This window comes from Marinomonas sp. 63XJN7_7_ISO-PGPR-S23-202 (assembly GCF_056173505.1).
Genome location: NZ_CM149677.1, coordinates 3084539 through 3110047 on the forward strand (window position 1 = coordinate 3084539; position 25509 = coordinate 3110047).

At 42.7% G+C, this 25509-nt stretch carries 21 protein-coding genes; 16 read left to right on the top strand and 5 right to left on the bottom strand.

Annotated elements, in window-relative coordinates; all coding sequences use genetic code 11:
• The first annotated feature begins 126 nt into the window (after positions 1–126).
• From AC0VYG_RS14350 to AC0VYG_RS14385, 8 genes are all read left to right on the top strand, one after another.
• A complete protein-coding gene (locus AC0VYG_RS14350) occupies positions 127–1053 on the top strand; it encodes a LysR family transcriptional regulator (protein WP_475428651.1) in 927 nt (308 codons plus the stop codon).
• Between the two features lie 166 nt (positions 1054–1219).
• Positions 1220–2707 (top strand): aldehyde dehydrogenase, encoded by a 1488-nt coding sequence (locus AC0VYG_RS14355; RefSeq protein WP_475428652.1) that lies wholly within the window; start codon positions 1220–1222, stop codon positions 2705–2707.
• Positions 2708–2821: 114 nt separating this feature from the next.
• Positions 2822–4147 (top strand): histidinol dehydrogenase, encoded by a 1326-nt coding sequence (gene hisD, locus AC0VYG_RS14360; RefSeq protein ID WP_475428653.1) that lies wholly within the window; start codon positions 2822–2824, stop codon positions 4145–4147.
• Positions 4148–4528: 381 nt separating this feature from the next.
• Positions 4529–5608 carry an ABC transporter ATP-binding protein gene (locus AC0VYG_RS14365; RefSeq protein ID WP_475428654.1) on the top strand — a complete coding sequence of 360 codons (1080 nt, stop codon included), beginning with the start codon at positions 4529–4531 and terminating at the stop codon, positions 5606–5608.
• Positions 5605–6489, top strand: coding sequence for an ABC transporter permease (locus AC0VYG_RS14370; protein WP_475428655.1), 885 nt, complete (start codon positions 5605–5607; stop codon positions 6487–6489). Before AC0VYG_RS14365 ends, AC0VYG_RS14370 begins: the two co-directional genes overlap by 4 nt.
• Positions 6489–7313: an ABC transporter permease gene (locus AC0VYG_RS14375; protein ID WP_475428656.1), complete on the top strand. Its 825-nt coding sequence runs from the start codon at positions 6489–6491 to the stop codon at positions 7311–7313. Before AC0VYG_RS14370 ends, AC0VYG_RS14375 begins: the two co-directional genes overlap by 1 nt.
• A gap of 19 nt (positions 7314–7332) precedes the next feature.
• Complete coding sequence (locus AC0VYG_RS14380; protein WP_475428657.1) at positions 7333–8361, top strand: extracellular solute-binding protein; 1029 nt, start codon at positions 7333–7335, stop codon at positions 8359–8361.
• Between the two features lie 94 nt (positions 8362–8455).
• Positions 8456–10075, top strand: a complete 1620-nt coding sequence (locus AC0VYG_RS14385) for a GMC family oxidoreductase (RefSeq protein ID WP_475428658.1) — start codon at positions 8456–8458, stop codon at positions 10073–10075.
• Positions 10076–10165: 90 nt separating this feature from the next.
• On the opposite strand, the gene AC0VYG_RS14390 is transcribed toward AC0VYG_RS14385, so the two are convergent.
• From AC0VYG_RS14390 to AC0VYG_RS14405, 4 genes are all read right to left on the bottom strand, one after another.
• Complete coding sequence (locus AC0VYG_RS14390; RefSeq protein WP_475428659.1) at positions 10166–11557, bottom strand: aminotransferase; 1392 nt, start codon at positions 11555–11557, stop codon at positions 10166–10168.
• A 207-nt stretch (positions 11558–11764) separates the two neighbouring features.
• Positions 11765–12037 (bottom strand): hypothetical protein, encoded by a 273-nt coding sequence (locus AC0VYG_RS14395; RefSeq protein ID WP_475428660.1) that lies wholly within the window; start codon positions 12035–12037, stop codon positions 11765–11767.
• 207 nt (positions 12038–12244) lie between these two features.
• The gene (locus tag AC0VYG_RS14400) at positions 12245–13036 is read right to left on the bottom strand and encodes an IclR family transcriptional regulator (protein ID WP_475428661.1); all 792 of its coding nucleotides are present in this window, start codon (positions 13034–13036) and stop codon (positions 12245–12247) included.
• Between the two features lie 105 nt (positions 13037–13141).
• Positions 13142–13696, bottom strand: a complete 555-nt coding sequence (locus AC0VYG_RS14405) for a VOC family protein (RefSeq protein ID WP_475428662.1) — start codon at positions 13694–13696, stop codon at positions 13142–13144.
• A gap of 117 nt (positions 13697–13813) precedes the next feature.
• On the opposite strand from AC0VYG_RS14405, the gene AC0VYG_RS14410 reads away from it, so the two are divergent.
• From AC0VYG_RS14410 to feaR, 8 genes are all read left to right on the top strand, one after another.
• The gene (locus AC0VYG_RS14410; RefSeq protein WP_475428663.1) at positions 13814–14668 is read left to right on the top strand and encodes a fumarylacetoacetate hydrolase family protein; all 855 of its coding nucleotides are present in this window, start codon (positions 13814–13816) and stop codon (positions 14666–14668) included.
• A 122-nt stretch (positions 14669–14790) separates the two neighbouring features.
• Positions 14791–15300, top strand: coding sequence for a TRAP transporter small permease (locus AC0VYG_RS14415; RefSeq protein WP_475428664.1), 510 nt, complete (start codon positions 14791–14793; stop codon positions 15298–15300).
• Positions 15293–16597: a TRAP transporter large permease gene (locus AC0VYG_RS14420; RefSeq protein ID WP_475428665.1), complete on the top strand. Its 1305-nt coding sequence runs from the start codon at positions 15293–15295 to the stop codon at positions 16595–16597. The genes AC0VYG_RS14415 and AC0VYG_RS14420 overlap by 8 nt, the downstream gene beginning before the upstream one ends.
• Before the next feature lie 24 nt (positions 16598–16621).
• Complete coding sequence (locus AC0VYG_RS14425) at positions 16622–17650, top strand: TRAP transporter substrate-binding protein (RefSeq protein WP_475428666.1); 1029 nt, start codon at positions 16622–16624, stop codon at positions 17648–17650.
• 164 nt (positions 17651–17814) lie between these two features.
• Complete coding sequence (gene mhpA / locus AC0VYG_RS14430) at positions 17815–19350, top strand: bifunctional 3-(3-hydroxy-phenyl)propionate/3-hydroxycinnamic acid hydroxylase MhpA (protein ID WP_475428667.1); 1536 nt, start codon at positions 17815–17817, stop codon at positions 19348–19350.
• 432 nt (positions 19351–19782) lie between these two features.
• Entirely contained in the window at positions 19783–21387 is a 1605-nt protein-coding gene (locus tag AC0VYG_RS14435) for a GMC family oxidoreductase (protein ID WP_475428668.1), read from the top strand.
• Positions 21388–21401: 14 nt separating this feature from the next.
• A complete protein-coding gene (locus AC0VYG_RS14440; protein ID WP_475428669.1) occupies positions 21402–22901 on the top strand; it encodes an NAD-dependent phenylacetaldehyde dehydrogenase in 1500 nt (499 codons plus the stop codon).
• Between the two features lie 165 nt (positions 22902–23066).
• Positions 23067–23966: a transcriptional regulator FeaR gene (gene feaR / locus AC0VYG_RS14445; protein WP_475428670.1), complete on the top strand. Its 900-nt coding sequence runs from the start codon at positions 23067–23069 to the stop codon at positions 23964–23966.
• A gap of 211 nt (positions 23967–24177) precedes the next feature.
• Here the strand turns inward: feaR and AC0VYG_RS14450 are convergent, their stop codons facing one another.
• Positions 24178–25467 carry an amidase gene (locus AC0VYG_RS14450; protein ID WP_475428671.1) on the bottom strand — a complete coding sequence of 430 codons (1290 nt, stop codon included), beginning with the start codon at positions 25465–25467 and terminating at the stop codon, positions 24178–24180.
• Positions 25468–25509: the final 42 nt, after the last annotated feature.

The window sequence follows — 25509 nt, forward strand, 5'->3', positions numbered from 1 at the left end:
AACAGGACCTGTTCATTTTTGTCTTGTGCCTATCGTGATCAGCGGTTCTTCTTTTGGTATAGGTTTTGCTTATACAGAGTAAGTATTTTTATTATTTAACCTATCTTATTCGTTGAAGGCTTAAGAATGACTCCAGTACATTTTACGTTGAAGCAGTTACGTTATTTCACCGCAGCGGGTGAATTAAGTAGCGTGACTCAAGCCGCAGAGATAATGTTTGTTTCTCAGCCCTCTATTTCCTCTGCGATTATGCATTTGGAAAAGGTAACGGGTCTCAAGCTTTTTATCCGACATCACGCACAGGGGTTAAGTCTAACGTCTCAAGGATTAGAGTTTTATCGTAAGGCACGTAAGCTATTAGACGAAGCGAGTGCATTGGCTCAGTTCGCTGAGAGTCTGGGAAGTGAGGTGTCGGGTATTTTAAAGTTAGTCAGCTTTCCTACTTTCACTCCACGTTTAATACCGATACTCATGAAGCGATTTTCTGATAAGTATCCAAATGTCATCATTGATTGCGATGAAATGAACCAGCGAGATTTGATCCGCGGCATTCTCGACTCTCATTATGATATGGGAATTACCTATGATATGGAGTTACCAAATACGATTGATTTTTACCCCTTAGCCTCTTTGCCTCCTTATGTTTTGATCAATAAAGATCATACGCTTTCTGATCAACACTCGGTCAGTTTAGAAGACTTAGCACCTTATCCTTTGATCATGTTGGATTGGCCCATTAGCCGACAATATTTTACTTCCTTATTCCTTAATAATGGTCTTAAGCCCAATATTGCCCACTATACCCAGTCGACAGGTATGGCGCGTGGCATGGTAGAGAGTGGCTTTGGTTACTCTTTGCTTAATGTCCCCATTACGGATGATAAATTTGCGGATAACTCTAACTTGGTGGCTATTCCTATCGAGGGCTCTGTTACGCCTCTGACAATGGGGGTTGCGATGTTACATCAGAATCCCTTAACCCCCGCTGGAGAAGCTTTTTTAGCCATTTTAAAAGACTATACCGAGGAAATTACCGCTTCGCTGTCGATATAGCCGCTCTTCCAATTTAAGCAATCAGATCATTTATCTCTGGGTGAATTTTCCGACTTTGTGACTGGATTAGTTTTTCAAAAGCAATGCTTCAGGATTTGATATTTGTCAGAGGCTGGAGATGTGTTTCCATCGAATGAAATTAATTATGCGTTGAAAAGGATACAAGATGTCATCACCTACTACGAAACAAGGCTGGTTAGAGCTGAAAAATACCTTAGTTTATCAAGATAAAGCGTGGATAGACGGCAAGTGGCACTCCGCTTACGGTGGTGAAACTTATGAGGTCACGAACCCAGCAACAGGTGAGATTATTGTTAATATGGCAGCCTGTCAGCAAAAAGATGTTGATTTGGCGGTGTCTGCGGCCAAGCGAACATTTGAGTCCGGAATATGGAGTATGTCTTCTCCAAGTCATCGCAAAGAGGTGTTGAAAAAGTTAGCGGCTTTGATTCGCCAGAACCTAGAGGAACTCGCCCTTCTTGAGTCACTAAATATGGGCAAACCAGTGGCTGATGCGCTTAACCTTGATATTCCCGGATCGGCCGCGTGCATTGAATGGTATGCCGAAGCGATAGACAAAATTTACGGTGATGTTGCGCCAACCGACGCCAATAATGTTGCCACTATTACGCGTGAACCTGTTGGTGTTGTCGGGGCGGTTGTTCCTTGGAACTTCCCGCTTGATATTGCGGTTTGGAAGTTAGCCCCTGCGTTAGTGACAGGTAATTCCGTGGTTTTAAAACCCGCAGAAGAATCACCGCATACGGTTTTGAAGTTGGCTGAATTAGCAAAAGAGGCAGGTTTGCCTGATGGCGTATTGAATATCATCACGGGTGTTGGGGCGGTTGCAGGTCAAGCACTGGGTTTACACAACGATGTGGATAGTCTTGTTTTTACGGGCTCGACTGCGACAGGCAAACGTTTCTTGAAGTACTCAGCCGAGTCCAATATGAAACAGGTTTGGCCAGAAACAGGCGGTAAGAGCCCCAATTTGATTTTTGCGGATTGTGATCTTGATAAAGCCGTTGAAGGGGCAATTAATGGCATATTTTTCAATCAAGGCGAAGTGTGCTCCGCGAACTCTAGGATTCTGGTTGATAATAACATTCGCGCTAAATTTGTAGAGGCCTTTGTAGAGGCGGCTGAAAAGTTGGTAATTGGTGATCCGCTTGATCCTGAAACACAGGTCGGGGCAATCATTGATCAAACTCAAGTCGAGCGAATATTAGGTGCCATTGAAACAGCGAAACAGCAGGGAGCCAAATTAGTCTTGGGTGGGAACGCAGACCTAAGCAAACGCTTTTTATACCCAACCATTTTTGATCAAGTGACTCCTTCAATGGACGTGGCAAAAGAAGAGATCTTTGGCCCCGTGGCTTCTATTATTGGTTTTGATAGTGAAGAAGAAGCCATTGATATTGCAAACAATTCTATTTATGGGTTGGCGGCTTCGGTATGGAGTAATGATGTTTCTCGTGTTTATAGAGTATCAAAACGATTGCGAGCCGGTACGGTGTCTGTCAATACAGTAGACGCGCTGGATTTTACGACGCCTTTTGGTGGTTATAAACAATCCGGTTTTGGTCGCGATTTGTCTTTATATGCTTTGGATAAGTTTACTCAGTTGAAGACAACTTGGATAAAACTGTCTTAGCAAAAACCTCAAGAAGTTACCGAGATTAGCGTAAATAACGGGCTGGAATAGGCGCCTTTTTAGGAGGCTAGGACCAGTCTTTTTTAGCTGACAATGTCATTGTTAGGATGCACTATGGAACATGAAGTAAGTGTTTGGGAGCTAGATGCCTTGTCTAGCGAAGCAAGACAGCTTTTATTAAAACGTACAGAATCTGATTTAAGTGATTATCTCAATAACGTTCGCCCAATTGTTGAGCAGGTCAAACAGCACGGGGATAACGCACTGCTTGAATTTACCAGCAAGTTTGATGGTGTGTCCTTGTCACTCGATCAATTGAAAGTCACCGAGGACGAGTTTGTTATCGCAGAGCAATCGCTTGATGAGACGACCCATGAATCTATTCGTTTTGCCGCGAGTAATATTCGTCGTTATCACGAAAGTCAAAAGCCTGGTGAAATGACTTTGCAAGAGGTCCGTAAGGGAAGCTTTGTTGGCGAGCGCTTTTTACCCATCTCCTCAGTGGCTTGTTATGTGCCCCGAGGCAAAGGTTCTTTTCCTTCCGTACTTTTAATGAACGCGATTCCGGCTCTTGTTGCAGGAGTTAAGCAAACGATTGTGATTACGCCTCCAGGACCGGATGGCTCGGTAGATGCGGCCACCTTGGTTGCGGCAAAAGAGATTGGTATTAAGGATGTGTACAAATGTGGAGGCGCTCAAGCGGTTGCCGCAGTGGCTTATGGAACAGAGACCATTCCACAATGTAAAAAAATCGTTGGGCCTGGTAGTCCGTGGATGGTGGCTGCAAAAACGTTGTTATCAAACATCATTGATCCGGGGATTCCTGCTGGCCCTTCTGAATCCATTGTATTTGCGGATGATTCTGTGGACGGTGGTTTAGCGGCTCTCGATCTGTTGATCGAAGCTGAGCATGGACCGGATTCTTCGGCTCTTTTAGTCACCACCAGTCGTAAAGTAATGGAGGAAGCTTTGGCCGCTCTTCCTGAGCATTGGGGGAGAATGGAAGACGTGAGAACCTCTTACTCTTCAACGGTATTGTGTGGTGCCATGGGTGGGATTGTTTTGGCTTCCACCAAGCAAAGTGCGTTTCAGTTCATCAATGATTATGCGCCAGAGCATTTGCAAATTCTGAGTACGGACCCGTGGCAATTTCTTAATTTGATAGAAAACGCAGGGGAAGTGCTGCTCGGCCAGCATTCACCGAGTACATTAGGCAATTATGTATTGGGATGTAATGCCGTACTGCCCACATCAGGTGCCGCGAAAACGGTGTCTCCATTGGGTGTTATGGACTTTATGAAGTTTATGTCTGTCGCTTATGTTACTGAGTTCGGTTACCCAGAAATGGCCAAACACGCTGAACAGCTAGCGAACTATGAGGGCTTTGATGCTCACTCGAATGCCGTATCAGCCATTAGAAAGCAATACTTAAAGATGTGACATACATTGTTATTAAAAAAGAGAGTAGGAAAGAAATTTCTTGCTCTTTTTTTTGATAAAAATAAAGCTTTCTTAGTTCTTTGATCTTATCTCAATTTCTCATTCTGTCTTGCAATGGTGCGGAAAATAATTTTTTGCACTAATTTTGAGCTTTTACTTTAATTTTTTAGGCTTTTGAACATTTTATAAAGGTCTAGAAGGTTTTTTTATTGTCTAAACCTTAGTTTAGTGCGCACTTGAGTAGCATCGGTATTTTTAATACAGAGGATTAGAAAAGTATTATTTATGTAATAAAGCCATTCAAGTTAATCTCGATTCATACATAAAGCATATACATCGCTTTAGCCCATTAATGTCGATTTATAATGTGTGAGTTTTAATATGAGTGAATCCGTTCAAATTAAAAATATTTCAAAACGCTACGGTTCTTATGAGGCGGCTAAAAATATTTCATTTGATATTCATGACAACGAATTTTTTACCTTATTAGGTCCAAGTGGTTGTGGAAAAACCACGTTACTCAGAATGATTGCTGGTTTTGAAATGCCAAACGCGGGTGAAATAAAACTTCATGGCTCTAACATCCACCAGCTCCCTGCCCATAAGCGTCGTGTGAATACGGTGTTTCAGAGCTACGCACTCTTTCCACATATGACATTGGCAGAAAATGTGGCTTTTGGTCTTGAGATGATCAATTGGGATAAAGCAAAGCGCCAGCAGCGGGTGGAGGAGATGCTAAAGCTGGTTCATATGGAACAATATGCAAACCGTTATCCTTTTCAACTATCTGGTGGGCAGCAACAGCGTATTGCCTTAGCAAGAGCACTTGCCCCTGAGCCAGAGGTACTTTTGCTTGATGAACCTCTATCCGCACTAGATCTAAAGTTAAGACAGGCGATGCGTGAAGAGCTACAACTTCTCCAGCGTAAAACTGGTATCACTTTCATTTTTGTGACGCACGACCAAGAAGAAGCGTTAGCGATGTCCGATCGTATTTGTGTATTAGCAGAAGGGAAGATTCAACAAATCGACTCTCCGATTAATATTTATGAAAACCCCGCCAATAAATTTGTTGCTGATTTTATTGGTGAAACGAATTTTATGTCGGCTAAAGTTCTAGATAAAAGAGAAAACGCTACCATCATTGAAACCTCATTTGGGGTAAGTCTAACGCAAAACGATGCTGACTTACCCACTGTATCAACGGGTGATGAGGTTACCCTTTCTTTACGACCTGAAAAAATATCTATTAATAAAGCTGGTGCTGAAATAGCCATTAATGGTCGCATTTCTCATTCTACTTATATGGGAGGGTACACTCATTATAATGTGGTTTTGAATGACGGCTTTAATATTAAAGTCTCAAAAAGAAACAGCATAAGTGATGATGTTAAATACGAACAAGATGAGATAGTAAGTTTGAGTTTTTCACCTAAATCAGTAAGGGTGTTAAACGAATGAAAAAATTATCAATACATTTCTGGGGAGTGATTCCTGCTTATATCATCATGTCATTTTTGATGATCATACCGCTCGGTATTATTTTTTATGTTTCTCTTATGACATCCGATCCGTATGGTGGGTTTAAAAGTATTTTCTCTTTAGATTCCTATGTTCAAATTCTTTATAGTTATGATTGGGATGAAAACCTAGTATTAAACTTTCACTATATAGAAGTTGTGATTCGAACCATCATTTTATCTATTGTGACCGCCGTATTATGCCTTGTTGTTGGGTTTCCTGTTGCCTATTACATATCAAGACAAAACACCAAAGTTAAAACCTTATTACTCTATCTGGTCACTCTTCCTTTTTGGGTGAGTATGGTGGTGCGAGTTTATGCTTGGGTATTAATTTTGGGAGATGATGGTGTCTTAGAATCTGGGCTGAGGTTCTTTGGTCTTGTCGGCAACATAGACAGCTTTTTATATACCAATGGCGCCATGTTAACTGGCATGGTTTATAGCTATATCCCATTAATGATTCTGCCTATTTATACCAGTATTGAAAAATTAGACGTTCGACTATTAGAAGCGGCTAGTGATTTGTACTCGACTCGATTTACAACCTTTAAGAAGATTATCTTGCCTCTGTGTAAGCCAGGGATTATTGCGGGTTTTGTTCTTGTCTTTGTTCCATGTCTCGGAACAGTATTGGAACCCACCTTATTAGGTGGGGGCAAAACCATGATGTTAGGTAACTTGATTCAAAATCAGTTTGGGGTATCCCGTAATTGGTCTTTTGGTTCAAGTTTAACGATTCTACTATTAGGTGTTGTTCTTCTATTTATGCTTATTCAATCTCAACGAGCAAATAAACTATCCAATAGAGGAGTTAACTAATGGAGCGTTTATTGAGTGGTTTGATCAATGATTCTGATCCAAGAAAATATCCAGGGTTTGGTTTAGTTTCTATTTTATTTTTTGTATTTTTATACTCTCCAATATTCGTCATTGTGTTCTTTTCATTTAATGAAAATAAGATAGTGTCCATGTGGGGAGGCTTTTCTACAAGATGGTATAAAAGTGCTCTTGAAAACAGTGCCCTAATGGACTCCTTGAGAGTGTCTTTTACTGTGGCTATATTTGCTACGATATTCGCCACTATTATTGCCGTTTTAGCCGCATTAGCGTTAACACGAAGTGAAACAATTAAGTTCAAAAATATATCAAATACCGTTGTTAATTTGCCTTTGATGCTTCCAGAAATTGTCTTTGCTGTTGCGATCTTAATTCTGTTCTCTCAATTAGGAATTAAAAACGGCATGCTCAAGCTAATTCTAGCCCATACCTGTTTTTGTATTCCTTTTGCTTTCTTACCTATTAGAGCACGGTTGCAAGGTATGAATTTAGATTTAGAACAAGCCGCTCAAGATTTATACGCTTCTCCTTGGATCGCTTTTAGAAGAATAACACTGCCCATTATTATGCCCGGTATATTTTCTGGGGCCATGCTGAGTTTTGTTATTTCTATGGATGATTTTATAACAAGCAACATATTATCTGGAGGCGGTGCAACCACACTTCCTGTTTATATATTTTCCTTGGTTAAACAAGGCGTATCTCCTGAATTAAATGCCATTTCAACCTTGATCATGATGGTCTCAATTGTTGTGGCGACACCCTGTTGGTTTCTAGCAAATAAAAAAAGTAAATCTAAACATTAAATTTAAAGAGGACGTTGACATGAAATACTTTAAAACTGCGCTCACAGCAGCGGTTATCGCTTCATCTTTACCATTGTCTGTTCAAGCAGCAGGCTCGTTGAATATCTACGCGTGGGCTGAATCGATTAAGCCTGAGCTGATTAGCCAGTTTGAATCTGAAACAGGCATTAAAGTGGTCTTTGATAGCTATACATCGAATGAAGATTTATTGGCGAAGTTGAAATCGGGCACAACCAATTATGACTTAGTCTCTCCAAGCCAGCACTTTGTCGATATTATGATTAAAGAAGGCTTGCTTGAAAATATTCATGCGAATGAAATGCCTGCATTTAAGCATGTTAATAAGCAATGGCAATACCAATGGTGGGATAAAACCTCTGAGTACTCTATACCGTTCGCATATGGTAGCGCGGGCTACACGGTAAATCGTGATCTATACGATGGACCAGCGACATCTTGGAAGGAGTTCTTTGAACCCACTGAGGCTCTGAAGGGAAAAATTGCGGTGTTTAGTACCCCAGATGAAGTGATACCAGCCGCTCAACTCTATTTAGGCATTCCTTTTTGCAGTGAAGACAGCAAGGAGATGAAACGAGTTCTTGATTTGTTGAAAAAGCAGAAACCCTATGTGGCGGTTTACAGCTCAGACAATATAGGATCGCGAATTGGAGGCGGTGAAGTAGCGATGCACAGCTGGTGGGACGGCAACTCTATGAAAGCCCGCCGAGTAGATGGTGCGCCAATCGAATACGCTCAACCAAAAGAAGGTTTAGTAGGATGGATGGATTCTTTGGTCGTACCCAAAGGCGCGTCTAATGTGAAGAATGCCAAAGCCTTCATCAACTGGATTAGCGAAAAAGAGCATGCAACAGAGCAAGCTAATTATTACGGTCATTCTCCAGCCGTTGAGGTTGATTTAAGCAAGTCCATTAATACGCAAGAAAATGCACCAGAACTTTTCCCAACGGTTCCTGTTGTTATGGCTCAGGCTTGCTCTCCTAAGGCACAAAAATTGGTCGACCGTGTTTGGACCACATTACTCGAATAACTTTCTAGACCTTCTTTTCTAAAGCCAAGATTCTCTTGGCTTTTTTTATTTCAAATTCTAGTTAGACAGCAATTTTAAACAGAGTGTAATTAATATGATTAGCAAAGGTTATGATTATATTATCGTAGGTGCAGGCTCATCTGGCTGTGTACTTGCTAATAGATTGAGTAAAAATCCCAATATTAAGGTATGTCTTATCGAATCGGGGGGCTCGGATGCGAACCCGAGGGTACAGGTACCAGCAGGCACCATCACTTTATATAAAAGCAAACACTTCAGTTGGAACTACTTCTCTACGCCGCAAAAAACCATGAATAATCGATCCCTACATACGCCAAGAGGGAAAGTGTTGGGTGGGTCATCCTCTATGAATAGCATGATTTATATTCGTGGCGATAAGAGTGATTATGAACGATGGGCCTCATTGGGGTGCGAAGGTTGGGGGTGGCAAGATGTGCTACCCTACTTCAAAAAATCAGAAGGCAACCAATTACATCAAAACCCGGATTATCATGGATTTACTGGCGAGTTATTGGTGGATAAGGCAAAAGATCCCAATCCTTTTTCTTATAAATTTTTAGAAGCCGCCAAGCAGGCTATTGGATTACCTCATAACGAAGACTTTAATAGTCATTCCAGTTATGGAGGGGGCATTTACAATCTCACGCAAAAAAATGGTCGCCGACTATCAAGTTATCAAGCGTTCGTTGCTCCAATCTTATCACAAAGAGCCAATTTTGATGTTCTGACGAATTGCACGGTAGAGAAGGTCATTCTCAATGGCAAGCAAGCCACTGGCGTTATGCTAAAAAACGCAGCCGGTAGTTCGGAGATAAAGGCAAATAAAGAGGTTATTTTATGTGCTGGAGCGTTAGGTAGTCCGCATATTTTGATGAAGTCAGGCATAGGGCCTAAATCCGACCTCATTAATGCGGGTGTCGATGTAAAGCATGACCTTCCTGGCGTGGGGAAAAACTTGCAGGAACATGTGGATGGTTTAGTGACGGTTCGTTCAAGCAGCCCTAAAACCTTGGGGTTTTCTTTAAAGGCGCTGCCTGCCATTTTCACTTCACCATGGCGTTATTTGTTCAATCGTAAAGGGTGGTTATCCACTAATTATGTCGAGGCTGGCGGTTTTGCTTTTTCCTCGGAACAAGAAACGGTGCCAGATATTCAATTTCACTTTGTTCCTGGTTATCGCAGCCACCGAGGACGCTTATTTGAATGGGGTCATGGCTATGCGATTCACACTTGTGTGCTAAGACCTAAGAGTCTGGGTGAAGTAACCCTAGGGAAAAACCAAGAACTTAATATCGATTTCAATATGCTCAGTGATGACAGGGACGCTAAAACCCTGATCGAAGGTATTAAAATGGCTCGAAAAATACTCGCGTCTTCGAGTTTTGATGGTGTAAGAGGGAAAGAAATGTTGCCCGGTAAAGAGGTACAAACCGACGAGCAGCTATTTGAGTATATTCGTGAGTATGGTGCGACGGTCTTTCATCCTGTAGGGACCTGTAAGATGGGAATAGACCCTATGGCTGTGGTTGATGTCGATCTAAAAGTACATGGATTACAAGGGCTTCGCGTTGTGGATGCGTCAATTATGCCGACTTTGGTAAGTGGCAATACCAATGCTCCCTGCATCATGATTGGGGAAAAAGCATCTGATGCCATATTGTCAGAAAATAACGCAACGTCTGTGACTCAGTAAGCTTTTGACCATAAAAAAAGAGGAGCTAAGCGTAAGCTTAGCTCCTCAAAAAGGCTCATCTATAGGGCTGGGAGGAACCTAATAAGCCACTTAAAGAAATCCATCTGTTTTCAGATCTGAGATTGTTTTTTCGATCGCGGTTCGTAATGTACTCACCAAAAAGTCGATGTTTTCTTTGGTAAGAATCAAAGGTGGAGACAAGATGTTCATGTGAGCGAGAGGACGTACTAATAAGCCGGCTTCTTCACAATGATTCGCAATACGGTCACCGACTTTGGCCTTGGCATCAATCAGCTCTTTTGTTTCTTTATTCGCGACATTCTCAATACAAATCATGAATTTTTTGCCGCGTACGTCCCCAACAATCGGCAGATCCATTAGGGTACGTAGTTGCGATTCAAAGTAAGCGCCCATTGTTTTGGCGTTGTCGCAAATCTTTTCTCTCTCTAATATCTCAATATTTTTAAGCGCGACAGCACAGCTAACAGGGTGACCAGAGTAGGTATAGCCATGTGTAAACAAGGCGCCTTCTGCTTGTGGTTTGTTGATGACGTTGTAGATTTTATCGGAGATGATGGTTGCGCCAAGCGGTGTGTAGCCAGAGGTTAAACCTTTCGCACACGTAATGATGTCAGGAACAATGCCAAACTCTTCTTCGGAAGCAAACATATGGCCTAAGCGTCCAAAGGCAGTAACGACCTCGTCAGAAATGTATAGCACACCGTATTTATGGCATACGTCTAACGTGCGTTTATGGTAACCCGGTGGTGGCACGATCACCCCGCCAGCTCCCATGATGGGTTCTGCAAAAAACATCGCCACATTGTCTGGCCCTAGCTCAAGAATTTTATCTTCAAGCTCTTGTACTTTCTCATCGCAAAAGGCTTCTAGGCTTTGTCCTTCTGGTCGGCGGTAAGGATTGGGACAAGAAATATGGTGAACTAGGTCTTTTTCTACATCGAAACCAATATGGTCGAATTTGACCCCAGTGATAGACATCGTCATATAGCTGCTACCATGGTAAGCATCGATACGAGAGATGATTTTTTTCTTAGTCGGCTTGCCTAACTGGTTAAAGTAAAAGTGCACTAAGCGAACAGCGGTATCGTTTGCCACTGAACCCCCACAGCCATATAAAACATGATTTAGGTCGCCCGGTGCCAGCTCAGCAAGTTTAGCGGAAAGTTCTGCAGCTGGTTGTGTTGTATGATGGCCAAATGCCGAATAATAAGGGATTTTCATAACTTGGTCCGCCATGGCTTGGGCAATCTCTTGGCGGCCATAGCCAATGTTGACGCACCATAATCCACCAATACCATCTAGGTATTTTTTTCCTTCACCGTCTACAACATGGGCGTTATCGCCACTAGATAAAATCATAGCGCCAGTGTCTTCGAAGGTCGCAAAATCAGTCCAAGGGTGAATGTGATGGTCTTTATCTTTTTTCCAGACATCTTGCATGTTTTTATCAGTGTAATTCATTCTCTGGATGACTCCTTATTGAACCTTTGAAATATAGTTAGCCTCCTTAACATAAAGCGTTGCTGTTTATAGTTAAAATACATATTTCTTTAGTACTACATTAAAAAAACAGATCTAATGAATACGCTTAAATTGCTCGTTTTTTTTGGTTCAGCGTTTCTCTAAAAGGTGTGATTGATGGCTTAATGTGGCCATAACAAGCGTTGCTTAACGCCATTCATATCCATTGTTGCCCTTAAGGCTGATCGGAATGTATTTTTGATTGCGGCTGATGCTTTCAACCTGAAACGGTTTTTCGACTTCTTTGGCAATGGCTGATGGCACTATAAACACACTGGCACCGACTTGCCCAAAGGTTTTCATCAAGGCTCGGTCGTCAAACTCCCCTATGATTCTCGAAAATAGGCTTGCAAAAAAGAGAGTGAAGCCCTGCGCTTTATCCAACAGGGCGACACTCTCTTGCGAGGAATAATGATTCATAGAAAGCACTCGTACCCTCTGTGAGAGATCAGTGAGAGAAACAACCAACGCAGAAAAAGCGCATCACCTAAATGACGCGCTTTTTTCTATTCAACTGACCTAAAAATATGCCAACGCCGAGCAAAACGGGCTTCAAACACAGCTCAGCCAAATAACACCACCTCAACCCTATTTCTCGACCATGACAAATAAAGCAGGAAGTGACATCTATTCGCCCTTCTCTAAATCACTCATTGTCTCATAAATATCAGTCGAAATTTCGATGCGTTGAGTAATCTTCTGCGAGACTTGTTGCATTTTTTGGGCTAATACATCAGGGTTTTCTGTACGAATTTTGTTTACATTTCCAACCAATGCAAATGCCGCTGCAACATCACCATCACGATTAAAAATAGGCACAGCCACTGCACCTATTTTTGTTTCCAGTTCACCATACGAGCAATAGTACCCACGTCTTTTTACGTCTTTTAAATATGCGCGAAAATCTTCCCAACTGGGCCCCATCTCACTGTCTTTAATCTGCTCTTTGTAATGAGTAAAGACGCCTTTAAGTTGATTAGACTTCAAGCCGGAAAGTAAGATTTTGGGAGCCGCGGATATTAAAAAGGGACGAGGGCGCCCTCTTCCATAGGTTAATTCAAGACCCGTCTGTGGGCTAGCTCGATAGGTATCAATGATTTGCATAGAATTGAGAAACAGTTCCGAGATGACACTGTTATAACCTGTTTCTAGAGAAATTTCCTCAAGGATAGGTTTTGCTGCGAGTAACAAGGGATCACTTTCTCGAAGCTGATAATCAAGCTCGATAATGCGTGGTCCAAGGGAGTACAGGCCAGTAGAAACCTTTTTCAAGAAACCAGTATCGACTAACTCTTTTACATAACGATATCCGGTTGTTCGTGTGTAACCCAATAACTCGTTTATTTGATCTGGATTCCAAACTGGACGATCTTTTGAAAAAAGCTGGAGTATGGCTAATACGCGTCCAGGACTACTCATTTTACATGCGACTCCTTTGGAATGAGGATGTGTAGTATACATAGATATATGGGTAACTAAAGAGGGTTACTCCAGCAACACTTTTCACTATGCACTCACATTAGTTTAATTTGTTAATCCCATTTTTTTTGCCATTTCTGCACGCCACTCTTCCCTTGGGCGAAAACCAGGCAATGAGCGTGCATGTTGTTCAAGTGTCGACATTAAGGTTTTGTCATCAACTGACATATCAACAGGTACACGCATCGGTTGATTTACATACCAAGGCATATTGATGTAAAGCTCTATGCGGTTGCCTTCGGGGTCATGAACGTAGATAGACAGAGAATTTCCGTGTGTAACAGGGTCAATATTTTTAGCTCCAACCTCTTTTAGTGTTTTAAGCATTGCTCTAAGCGACGTAAGGCTATCTCCTCTCAATGAAATCTGATTAATGACATTAAACTCTAGATTTTCAGGTCGACCACTTATTAATACAATCTGATGATGTTCATCAGGATCCCTACTCATAAAAGTTAGCGTCATTGACCCATTGGGCCCTTCAAGATCCCCCCTATCTGTCACCGTGAATTTTAGTACGTTTGTATAAAATAATTCCATCGCGGCTAAATCGTTCACATAAATACCAATATGGCTGAAGTTAAACCCGTTTTTTTTCATTATTTTCATCCTGTCGTGACGTTGAAAAATAGTTTAATCGGCGTTGACAATTATCAATTTGTGTAATTAAATCCCAAATATTGGGAAAAAACAACAAATATGATACTGGAGTGAATTATGAAATTGATCAGTTTTCTTGTGAATGGCGAAGCGAGTTTTGGCGCCGTAGTTGATGGAGATACCGGAATCGTTGACTTAGGGAAAGCATTAGGAGGTCTATATGTTGACCTACGTGCCTTCATTGCCGCTGACGCATTCAAAGAAGCTGAAGCCGCGACACAAGGTGCTGTCGCTGATTACCCATTGGCGTCAGTGACTTTACTCCCAGTGATTCCGAATCCAGGCAAGATTTGGTGCTGTGGTTTGAACTATAGCGAGCATGTGCGCGAAACCAATCGAGAGGTAAATGAAAATCCTACTTTTTTTCTACGTATAGCCGATTCTCAAACAGCGCATGGCGATGAAATTATTTGTCCGAAAGAGTCTGTGATGCTTGATTATGAGGGCGAGTTGGCAGTGATTATTGGCAAACCAGGGCGTCGTATATCCGAAGCCGACGCTTGGGATCATATTGCTGGCTATGCTTGTTACAACGACGGTAGTTTGCGTGATTGGCAGAAACATTCCCAACAATGGGATCCAGGTAAAAATTTCTGGAAGACTGGAGGTTTTGGCCCTTGGATGGTCACATCAGATGAAATTCCGGCTGGAACGGTTATGTCGGTTACTACCCGCTTAAACGGTGAAGTTCTGCAACATGCATTAACTAGCATGATGATTCACAGTATTGAGCGACAAATTGCCTACACTTCAACAATTGCACCGCTACAACCAGGCGATGTAATCGTTACTGGTACGCCTGGCGGAGTTGGTGCTCGTCGCAACCCACAAGTTTGGATGAAACCAGGTGATGTGGTTGAGATCGAAGTTGATAGGGTGGGAACCTTGATTAACAAAATAGCAGCCGAATAGATCTTTGATTATGTCTCTGTTTATTCGGTAGAACAGTTCGCTTTCGGTTAGATCAATTAGCAGAACGGTTCTCCAAGTTTATAAAAAAATAAAATATAACGCACTATACGGGACCCTAAGCTATGTCTAAATATGTTGTGACCTCGATCATTAGTCAGGTGCTGTTACTTTCCGCTTCCGGTTGTTTTTTAGTGGGGGCGGGAATCACTCTAAGCGACATCGGTGCACGTGCACTGTTCAACAGTCATATTAATGGTGCAATTGAATTGACGACATTAACCATCGCTCTTGGTGCGTTGCTGTCAATGCCAGTTGCCTATGCTCGACGCGGACATATAACCGCAAAATTGCTTAGTGAATTTGCTCCGGTGTGGGTAAATAAAAGTTTGGGGATTCTGGGGGCAAGCCTGTCTGTCCTATTCGCTATGTTACTGTTGGTTGCATGCGGACTTCAGTTGATAGAAAAATTTGGCAGTCCTGAAATAACGCCTGATACTGGTATACCTATCTATATTTTACTATCCATTGTTGTTTTTACATTACTGCTGGCATTGATGGCATCACTCTACGCTGCAGTGCAAAGTTTTGGTGGAGCCAAAAGTGCGAAAAGTGAGGATGTTCAGAATGGATAGTGGGCTAATTATTGGCGGTAGTGGGATGCTTGTTGTGATCCTACTGATTTTTCTTGAAGTTCCTATCGGCGTTGCCATGGGGCTGGTTGGTCTTACTGGGTGTGCGTGGATTCTTGGTGTTGCCCCCTCAGCAACAATTGCATCATCAACGGTTTGGAATTCACTGAATAACTATACCCTAACTGTACTTCCGCTATTTGTATTTATGGGGAATCTTGCTGCGGAGTGCGGCTTATCATCACGTCTGTATAACTCAATGAAACAATTAATTGGCCACCGTAAAGGTGGGTTGGCGTTGGCTACTGTTGGCGCATCCGCAGGCTTTGGCATGATCTCCGGATCTTCGCTGGCGACAACAGCCACCATGAGCCGAATTGCAATGCCAGAGATGAAATCAGCGGGTTATTCCTTGTCTCTTTCTGCTGGCTCAGTTGCAGCGGGTGGATCTTTGGGCATATTGATTCCACCTTCAACCATTCTTGTTATTTATAGTTTCTTGGCTGAACAATCTATTAACTCTCTGCTATTGGGGGCATTGGGCCCTATTGTACTTGCGATCGCTCTTTATTGCTTAGCGATTTATATACCACTGTTCATGGGCTGGGAGAAAGCGCCAGATAGTCCAAAAGCAAATCGAGCTGAGCGTATAGATGCGTTAAAAGATGTTACTGCACCTGTGGGTGTGTTCACTGTGATGATGGGAGGGCTTTGGTCTGGTCTGTTTACTGCCAATGAAACTGCCGCGGTAGGGGTTGGACTAGTGACGGCTTATGGGTTGCTATCTCGACGATTAGTATTGAAAGGGATTGTGATGGCTTCAATCAGTACTGCGCTGACTTGCGGTGCACTTTATCTAGTATTAATTGCCGCTAATATTTTTAACTTCTATCTTGCTCTGTCAGGTTTACCGTTTTCGTTGACTTCACTGTTTGGTGATCTGATTCAACATCCCTTATTGCTGATTTTGTTAATGACAATTATCTACCTTGTATTAGGTACGGTTATGGATTCGCTTGCCATGATTCTATTGACTATTCCTTTGTTTGTTCCTATCGCGGATGCCGCAGGAATTAACTTAGTGTGGTTTGGTATTTATGCAGTGATGGTGGTTGAGTTAGGTTTAATTACTCCGCCTGTGGGAATGAATTTGTTTGTAGTGCGTGTTGCATTTAGCGAGATTCGCTTGGTTCAGCTATGGCGAGGAATTTTACCGTTTGTCGTCGCAGATCTATTACGAATTGGAATCATAGTCATGATCCCAGCGATCGTGCTGTGGTTACCTCTAAATGTTCGTTAAATTAAAAACAAACTGGAGATATCAATGAATAATAAATATAAGAAACTCAGATCATACTCGGTTAGTTGTGTACTGTTTATCACTTTAAATATCGTTGCATTAGCACCGGCTCAAGCGCGTGAAATGCGCGTATCAAGCTTTGAGCCAGCGCAAGGGTTCTATAGTTTAATTCTATCTACTTGGATTGAACATGCCAATGAACAACTATCAAAAGGTAATCGTTTCAAACTTTATCCAGGTAGCATTCTAGGCGCACCATCAGCACAGCAAGAACTTGTTAAGAAAGGTGTCGCTGATGTTGCTTTAATTGTTCAATCCTATTCACCGGGCTTATTTCCGTTGACCAGCGTGGTTGAGGTTCCCGGCATTGCACCAACCAGTAAGCAAGGCACGAATGTACTTAATTCTCTTCTAGAGTCGGGTGACCTAGTGGGCGAATACAAAGATTTTAAATTGATTGCTTTGTTCAGTACACATGGCTATCGCATCTTATCAAGAAAGAAGGAAGTGCGTTTGCCAGCAGATCTAGAAGGAATGAAAATCAGAACTCCGTCACCTTACGGCTCAGTACTGATTTCTATGTTGGGTGGGAGTGGCGTCTCAATTCCCGCGCCTCAGGTATATGAAAACCTGGATCGAGGTGTTATTGATGGGGCTATTTGGGTATTTGATGCTTATAAATCATTTCGTCTCAATGAAGTGGCCCCTCAGGTCACTATGACAGAGTTAACAGCTTCTCCTCTAGCAATTGTAATGAATAAGTCAACTTATGAGTCGCTATCCGATGCGGATAAAAATGTTATAAATCAAATGTCTGGACGTGCACAAAGCGAGTGGATCGCCGATATAGTCGATCAGTATGATACAGATCAGGCGAAACGTTTCTATAAAGATCCAAATGTTAATCTGATCAAGCTAACAAAAGCGGAGAAAGAACAATGGGCTACGGCTCTTAGTGGTTCCGCCGATGCTTGGCTAGATATACAAAAAAGGTTCGATATAGATGGTTCTGTTACTTTAAATAAAGCACGTGAAGTAAGTCGTACTAAATAGTGAGGGGATGATTCGAGGTGATTCACCAGTATGATGTGTTAGTTGTATCAGATGTAATCTAGTGGTATCGCATCATAACGTATCGCTCACCTCATATCGTTAGTAGTGCTTTTTTATTAGGTGATTTTTCGCTTAATGGTATTTTATGTGTGAGGACAATGGACATGAGTAACAAGATAACCCTTAAAAGTAATTACGATGTAGTCATAGTAGGTAATGGCCCAGTGGGGGCAACCCTCGCGAATCTGCTTGGTAAGTGTGGTATCGATACGCTAATTATCGATCGTGAAGAAGATAGTTACAATCTTCCTCGTGCTGTTCATTTTGATGATGAAGTGATGCGAGTGTTCCAGACTATTGATTTGGGAAATGAGGTCGCAGCAACACTTCGAGTGAACCCTGGAATGCGATTTGTAGATAAGGCAGGAAAACTGATTCTTGATTGGCCTCGTCCACAAGAAATCAGTCCTCAGGGCTGGCATTCTAGTTATCGCTTCCATCAACCTGATTTAGAAAAAATACTACGTGATGGACTAAAGCGTTACTCAAGTGTTGAGTTTAAAAGCCTTTGTGAAGCGACTGATATTAATGATCTTGGTAATCAAGTGTCGGTTGAGATAAAAGATAGAGCTAATGGTAGTACACAGACTATATTTGCTCGCTATGTTGTTGGCTGTGACGGCGCTAATTCACTCGTACGTCACACAATCGATGATGCAATGGAGGATCTTGGCTTCAGTGAACGCTGGTTGGTTGTTGATGTGCTACTCAATAAGGATAAGCCATCTCTGGGTGATCACTCCATTCAATATTGTAATTCGGAACGCTCGGCGACTTATGTACGTAGCCCTGGAAATCGTCGTCGCTGGGAGTTTAAAGTACTGGATGAAGAAACCAATGAGTACATAACAAATCAAACACAGGTATGGAAGCTACTGGAAAATTGGGTTACTGAAAAAGAAGCTGAGATTGAACGTTCTGCTGTCTATACTTTTAAATCAAAGATTGTTAAACAGTGGCGAAAAGGACGCTTGATGGTTGCTGGTGATGCAGCGCATGTGACTCCACCATTTATGGGACAGGGCATGTGTGCTGGTATTCGTGACGTTTCAAATTTGGGATGGAAATTAGCAGTTTGTGCTCAAAAAGGACATGATGACTCACTCTTGAATAGCTATGCTACAGAGCGTCACCCGCATGTTAAAGCGTATATTGGCACAGCTGTCCGTCTTGGTGGACTGATAAATGCTTGTGCTACTGAAAAGGCATTGCAAGCGGCATTTAAAAGAGATGATGGTTCTACTCAGATGGAATCTATTTCTCCGAATTTAGGCTCCGGTCTAGCGGCGGGCAATAAGGAGCAGTCAGGGCGACTTTTTGCTCAACCACAATTGCTAAGTGGCAAATACGTTGATGATCAAATTGGCTATGCTTCAGCACTTTTTATTGATCCGTTACGTTTTGAAATTGACTTATCTTCATTAGATATAGACGCCCACAATCTACAAGTTATTACGCCAGACCAGGCCCCAAATATGATTAAATATCTAGATCAATTGGGTACAAATGCTGTATTGACGCGTGCTGATCGTTACATCTTTGGGACGGCTAACAACGTTGATGAGCTTAGAGACTTGTTGTTAGAGGCTCCCGAATCGCCATCACAAGTTGTGACAAATAGGGATATCCATTGTGTCTGATAATGTTACGACTCTTATACTTTTAAACCTCGAAGCGTGAAGACGACCATCAACAATAACACTTTGATGATCGATGGCAGCATCTACGTGATACACACTGATCGATAACCTCGTCGTCTAGCACCTGCCAACAGCCAGTGACAAAAGACACACCACAAACATAAAAAAAGCGCATCACTCAAGTGACGCGCTTTTTTCTATTCAACTGACCTAAAAATATGCCAACGTCTAGCAAAACGGGCTTTAAACACAGCTCAGCCAAATCCCCCCCTCAACCCTATTTCTCGACCATGACAAATAAAGCAGGAAGTGACAGACACTTTAAAAGTTGTCCAAAAATGCCATTTTTTTGGCACTGATTGCCATGCGACAAATCAAGGCAAATGCGTTTAATGGGGAATCATAATAAAAGATTATAAAGAGGAACATATAATGAAAGAGTTTGACTACATTATTGCAGGAGCAGGTTCAGCTGGCTGTGTGGTCGCAGCGCGTCTTATCGAAGCAAACGCCGGATCAGTGCTTCTGCTCGAAGCAGGCGAAAAAGACAGCAGTTTATTTCATAAAATCCCGGCCACTGTTGTTAAGGTTTTCCAACAAAAATCTTGGCCCTATATGACGCTTCCACAACCTGAGTGCGACAACCGCGAAATGTTAATCGCACAAGGCAAAGTGTTAGGCGGTGGCAGCTCAGTGAATGGTATGATCTATATTCGCGGGCAAAAACAAGATTACGATGATTGGAAGACTATCTGGGGATGCGAAAGTTGGGGCTATGAGAATGTACTACCCTTTTTCAAACGTGCCGAAGCCAATGAAAGCCTTGGCGACACCTATCATGGTGAAACGGGTGCCGTTCCTGTCAGTGAAAATAGATACCGTCACCCTTTAACACAAGCCTGTATTCGTGCCTGCCAACAAATGGGCTTGCCTTACACCAATGATTTTAATGGCGCCTCACAAGAAGGTACGGGGTTTTACCAAACCACCACAAAAAATGGTGAGCGTGCCAGTACATCGCAAACCTACCTCAAATCCGTTATCAATAATCCAAACCTAACCGTTCAGACAGATGCCCTTGTTCATAAAGTAAATATTGAAGGCGATGTCGCCACAGGTGTCGTCTATTCAATAAAAGATGGTGAAGCGATAACGGCAAAAGCTCGCAAAGAAGTCATCATCAGCTCAGGTGCATTTGGCAGCCCTAAAATTCTTATGCTGTCTGGTATTGGCCCTGCCGAGCATCTTAGTGCGATGGGTATTGACCCTAAGATAGACCTTCCCGTCGGCAAGAATTTTCACGATCACCAACATATGTCGATCAATGCCACCACCAAAGAAGACATCAGTATTTTCAATGAAGATAAAGGCTTATCGGCCATAAAACATATGATGCAGTGGATGACGACTCGCTCTGGCTTATTAACCAGCAACGTTCTGGAAGGCGGAGCCTTTATCGACAGCGAAAATGTGGGTCGCCCTGACATTCAATTTCACTTCCTTCCTCTGCTTGATAATTTTGACAACACCCCAGGCGAAAAGCCCGAGGCAGAAGGTCATGGCGTTTCGATCAAGGTGGGCCATCTACGCTCTAAATCCCGTGGAGAAGTGCGCTTAAAATCGAATAACCCAAGCGACTTAGTCGAAATTGATGCTCAAATTTTGTCACACCCCGATGATGTAAAAAACCAAATTCGCGCGGTTCAAATGGGCCTAAAAGCCATGGAGCAACCCGCATTAAAAAACATCATCAAGAAGGTGGTCGAGCCAAATAACATTGCTATCGATGACACAGACGCGTTGGAAACCTTTGTGCGTCAAAATATCAAAACCGTCTACCACCCCGGCGGCACATGCAAAATGGGAGTGTCTCGTAGTGACTCTGTCATTGACTTAGAACTCAAAGTTCACGGCACCAAAAACCTTCGAGTGGTGGATCTCTCTATTTGCCCACAAGTACCTAGTGGTAACACCAACGCCGTTGCCATGATGATTGGCGAGCGCGGCGCGCACTTCACACTAAATTCTTCAAATTAAGGAGCAATAACATTATGTCAGACATTCCATTATTAGATGCTACCCAAGGCTTTTTGAAACAAGAACATGGTCAGTTCATTAATGGCCAATCAAGCTACACTAAAAATGCTCAAACGCCTGCCAGTGGTACATTCGATATTATCAACCCTGCGACAGAAGCCATTATTTCTAAAATTCACTGCGCCACAGCTCAAGAGGTCGACACGGCAATAGAGTCCTCCTACCAAGCATTTAAAGGTACTTGGGGGAAAACATCCCCTTATACACGTGGCGTTATCCTCAATAAACTGGCGGATTTAATTGAACAGAACGGGGAAGAAATTGCCCAATTAGAAACCTTGTGTAGCGGCAAATCCATCCACCTTTCACGCATGTTTGAAGTGCAACAAAGCGCGATGTTCTTGCGTTATTTCGCTGGTTGGAGCACTAAAATAAATGGCGAAACCATGACGCCGTCTTTTCCTTCTATGCAAGGGGAAGAATACAGTGCTTTCACTCGCAGAGAAGCCATTGGCGTCGTCGCCGGTATTTTACCTTGGAATTTTTCGGTCATGATTGCCTGTTGGAAAATCGGCGCGGCACTTTGTACTGGTTGTACCATTGTTCTTAAACCAAGTGAGTTCACACCGCTGACTATTCTGCGTATTGCTGAATTAGCAAAAGAAGCTGGCGTACCAGACGGTGTTCTTAACATAGTAAATGGCAAAGGCGATGTTGGTGGACAACTTATCCAACACCCTAAAGTTCGCAAAGTCTCTTTTACCGGTTCTGTCGCGACAGGCAAGAAAATTAGCGCAACAGCTTCCGCTGATCTGACTCGCTGCACTTTAGAGCTAGGTGGCAAAAACACCGCTGCAGTTTTAAAAGATGCGGATATTGATCGGGTTGTTGGCGGCCTTTTTCAGTTGGGTTACATACATCAAGGCCAAGTATGTGCCGCACCAGAACGTGTTTATGTTCACTCCTCTCGCCTTGACGAATTAACAACGAAGCTCGCACAAAAATTGAGTGAAGCCAAAATTGGTTCTCCGCTTGATGAAAGTGTTTATTTCGGCCCCCTCTCTAACGAACCGCAATTCAACAAGGTTTGCGAATACTTAGAAATTGCCCACAAAGAAAGCCGAGTCTTACACGGCGGCAAAGCCATTGAGGGCGAAGGTTTTTTTGTTGAGCCTACGATAGTGCAAGCATCCAGCGTTGATGAAACACTCATGCAAGAAGAGACATTTGGACCAATCATTAGCTTTATGCCTTATGAAGACGAAGAAGAGTTAATTGATCTAATCAATAATACGCCATTTGGTTTAAGCAGCAGTATCTGGACCAATAACTTATCTCAAGCCATGCGAATGATCCCGAAAATTGAGTCTGGTACAGTTTGGGTCAATATGCACTCTATCCTTGACCCTTCTGTGCCATTTGGGGGCACTAAACAATCCGGTGTCGGCCGAGAGTTTGGCCGTGAATTCATCAATGACTATACCGAAGTCAAATCCGTGATCATGTGCTACTAAAAACCAAGAGAAAACTGCAAAAGATTAGACCTTGACATCATGTGAATTTAGTTGGAACAATACTTGCTGAAATAGTTTATATTTCAACTAAATTCGCATGACTTTTAAGGTACTTATACATCAATAAGTCGATCTCTAGAGAGCCATGCATAATGGGAGAAAGAAATGCTCGACTTAGATCGCTGGGAACACTCTGTACACTCTATTTGCGGCAATTTTGACACTCAACCACATCGCAACATCCCTTTTATCGGCAATATGAGACTGGATGATCATAACGGTTTGGATGTGGTTCACATCGAAACCAATGCAGAAAAGATAGTCCGCTCAAAGTCAACGAGCCAAGACGACAAACACTATTTTGTCATTCTACAAAAGCAAGGCACCATGGGGTTTTCTTGGTCGAATAACAAAGACCTATTGTTACCAGGCGAAATTGCGCTTATTGATTCGTCTTTGCCTTACGACATGCATCCCCAAGGCCTAATACAACAAATGTCCGTGCATTTACCAAAAGCTTATGTTGACAGTTTATGCTCTATACACGCACAACACCGAATCACCAAAATTGCTCAGAACCGTTCCAGCAGTCAAATGTTACTGACTATGTTACGTCAATTGGCCAATACTGATTACCAAAACCCCTCTTTTCAGGAAGATGGCGATGCATTGCAGTACGCCATTAGCGCGTTAATCAAACCTTCCCTTGAGCATACAAATAGTGACTCAGCGTCTTTGATGAAAGAACGAGCTAAACAGCACATATTGCGCCTTTTGACCGAAGAAAACCTTAGTCCAGACCATATAGCAAACGCCATGAACATGTCGAAAAGATCACTCTATCGACTTTTCTCTGAAGAGAATCTCAGCGTAGCTCAATTTATTTTGCAGATGCGCATCGAAAAATGCTGTGAAGACATGCTTACTGCGGATGCAATGCAACAACCATTATCAATTACGGAAGTGGCTTATCGTTGGGGGTTTTCAGACGCATCACAACTATCTCGCGCCTTTAAGCGAGTCAAAGGGGTCTCTCCAAGACAGTGGCGAAAAAGCCAAGCGTAATTAAGCTCGTTCAATCATATTTTGCGGCTTATTTTTTTATCCTCAAAAGATCAACACTCTCTAATACGATGAAAACCTTATCGAAATATTGATCTAAACAGGGACACTAAAACACGTATTTCTCTAGTGAAAAGTAACCATAAGTTTAGCGTCCCTATTCATTAGATAGCATAAATCGAATAAGCCACACTTATTATCAGAGCAAGACAACTTAATTTAACAGTTCTTTAAACCAGCTAGCATGGCTCAATAGGTCATCGTCTTCACGTACTTTACCGATAAGCTGCAATCCTAAAGGGATGCCATTTTCATCTTTCATGCCCGGTACGTTAATCACAGGAAGCCCCATAGCTTGCCAAGGACGACTCATGTGTGGTGCCCCAGTGGCTGCATGACCTAGCGGTGCGATATCTGGTGCGGCTGGCGCTAAGATGGCATCAGCCTTTGGCACATAACGCCATAACCAATCTCGACACGCTTGCACTGCCTCCAATGACGCGACATAACTTGAACGATCCATAGTAAGACCTTGTTCCATCAAAGTGGCTAATGGGTCGCTTAGTTGGTTTGGCTGAAAGGATTCTATCACTAAGTTACGACACACTTCCCAGGCCATGATATTAATATGGTGGTTCACCATGTCTTTTATGCGATTACCAGCATCCAACTCAACCACTTTGACGCCTTGCGCCTTGAGCTTATCTACAGCCTTTTGTGTAGCACTTTCCATCGCTGGTGACGTCTCACCGACCGATTCTCCATGACAGACCAATACGCATTTTGGCGCTATTGATTCGCTCGCTTTAATAGAAACAGGCTGACGCAACAAGATCGCGCGCAGTAGCTGAATATCTTCGACATTACGCGCAAACAGCCCCAGTGAATCAAGCGACTGCGCCAATGGCTGACCACCGCGTAATGAAAATTCGCCACGACTTCCTACGTAACCAATGGTACCGCAATAAGCAGCAGGACGAATCACCGACGCTGCGGTTTGAGAACCCAACGCCATTGGCACCATGTTGTCAGCAATGGCAGCAGCAGAACCACTAGACGAGCCACCCGGTGTACGTTCTAAATCGGCAGGATTTTTGGTTTTTCCCGGTTTAAAATAAGCAAATTCTGTCGTAACGGTTTTCCCTAACACTATGCCACCCGCAGCACGAATTAAGGCGACACAGGTTGCGTCTTCAACTGGCTGTCGTCCAGCATGAATCGATGAGCCCATTTCCGTTGGCATTTCCTCGGTATCAATAATGTCCTTCACACCCAATGGCAGCCCTTTTAATAAACTGGCATCAAAGAAGGCTTTATCAGCTCGATAATAAGCAAGGTATTCATCACGAGTGCGCTTCTTTTGCCAAGCACCCACCTCAGGCTCACGGGCTTCTATGCGATCAAAACAAGCGTGAATGATCGCTTCAGTAGTGCAATCCCCTTCTTCTATGGCGCGTAGCATTTGGCACAAGCCCATTTCATTTACATCAATGCTCTTATTCATAAATAAACTGCCTACTCGTGTTGTAAAAAAGAATTTAAAATC

Coding starts and splice junctions, on each gene's coding strand:
- AC0VYG_RS14385 (WP_475428658.1), top strand. CDS start 8,456: ATGATTAGCAAAGGTTATGATTATATTATCGTAGGTGCAGGCTCATCT.
- AC0VYG_RS14415 (WP_475428664.1), top strand. CDS start 14,791: ATGTCTAAATATGTTGTGACCTCGATCATTAGTCAGGTGCTGTTACTT.
- AC0VYG_RS14365 (WP_475428654.1), top strand. CDS start 4,529: ATGAGTGAATCCGTTCAAATTAAAAATATTTCAAAACGCTACGGTTCT.
- AC0VYG_RS14350 (WP_475428651.1), top strand. CDS start 127: ATGACTCCAGTACATTTTACGTTGAAGCAGTTACGTTATTTCACCGCA.
- AC0VYG_RS14375 (WP_475428656.1), top strand. CDS start 6,489: ATGGAGCGTTTATTGAGTGGTTTGATCAATGATTCTGATCCAAGAAAA.
- feaR (WP_475428670.1), top strand. CDS start 23,067: ATGCTCGACTTAGATCGCTGGGAACACTCTGTACACTCTATTTGCGGC.
- AC0VYG_RS14395 (WP_475428660.1), bottom strand. CDS start 12,037: ATGAATCATTATTCCTCGCAAGAGAGTGTCGCCCTGTTGGATAAAGCG.
- AC0VYG_RS14435 (WP_475428668.1), top strand. CDS start 19,783: ATGAAAGAGTTTGACTACATTATTGCAGGAGCAGGTTCAGCTGGCTGT.
- mhpA (WP_475428667.1), top strand. CDS start 17,815: ATGAGTAACAAGATAACCCTTAAAAGTAATTACGATGTAGTCATAGTA.
- hisD (WP_475428653.1), top strand. CDS start 2,822: ATGGAACATGAAGTAAGTGTTTGGGAGCTAGATGCCTTGTCTAGCGAA.
- AC0VYG_RS14410 (WP_475428663.1), top strand. CDS start 13,814: ATGAAATTGATCAGTTTTCTTGTGAATGGCGAAGCGAGTTTTGGCGCC.
- AC0VYG_RS14425 (WP_475428666.1), top strand. CDS start 16,622: ATGAATAATAAATATAAGAAACTCAGATCATACTCGGTTAGTTGTGTA.
- AC0VYG_RS14380 (WP_475428657.1), top strand. CDS start 7,333: ATGAAATACTTTAAAACTGCGCTCACAGCAGCGGTTATCGCTTCATCT.
- AC0VYG_RS14370 (WP_475428655.1), top strand. CDS start 5,605: ATGAAAAAATTATCAATACATTTCTGGGGAGTGATTCCTGCTTATATC.
- AC0VYG_RS14405 (WP_475428662.1), bottom strand. CDS start 13,696: ATGAAAAAAAACGGGTTTAACTTCAGCCATATTGGTATTTATGTGAAC.
- AC0VYG_RS14355 (WP_475428652.1), top strand. CDS start 1,220: ATGTCATCACCTACTACGAAACAAGGCTGGTTAGAGCTGAAAAATACC.
- AC0VYG_RS14440 (WP_475428669.1), top strand. CDS start 21,402: ATGTCAGACATTCCATTATTAGATGCTACCCAAGGCTTTTTGAAACAA.
- AC0VYG_RS14420 (WP_475428665.1), top strand. CDS start 15,293: ATGGATAGTGGGCTAATTATTGGCGGTAGTGGGATGCTTGTTGTGATC.
- AC0VYG_RS14400 (WP_475428661.1), bottom strand. CDS start 13,036: ATGAGTAGTCCTGGACGCGTATTAGCCATACTCCAGCTTTTTTCAAAA.
- AC0VYG_RS14390 (WP_475428659.1), bottom strand. CDS start 11,557: ATGAATTACACTGATAAAAACATGCAAGATGTCTGGAAAAAAGATAAA.
- AC0VYG_RS14450 (WP_475428671.1), bottom strand. CDS start 25,467: ATGAATAAGAGCATTGATGTAAATGAAATGGGCTTGTGCCAAATGCTA.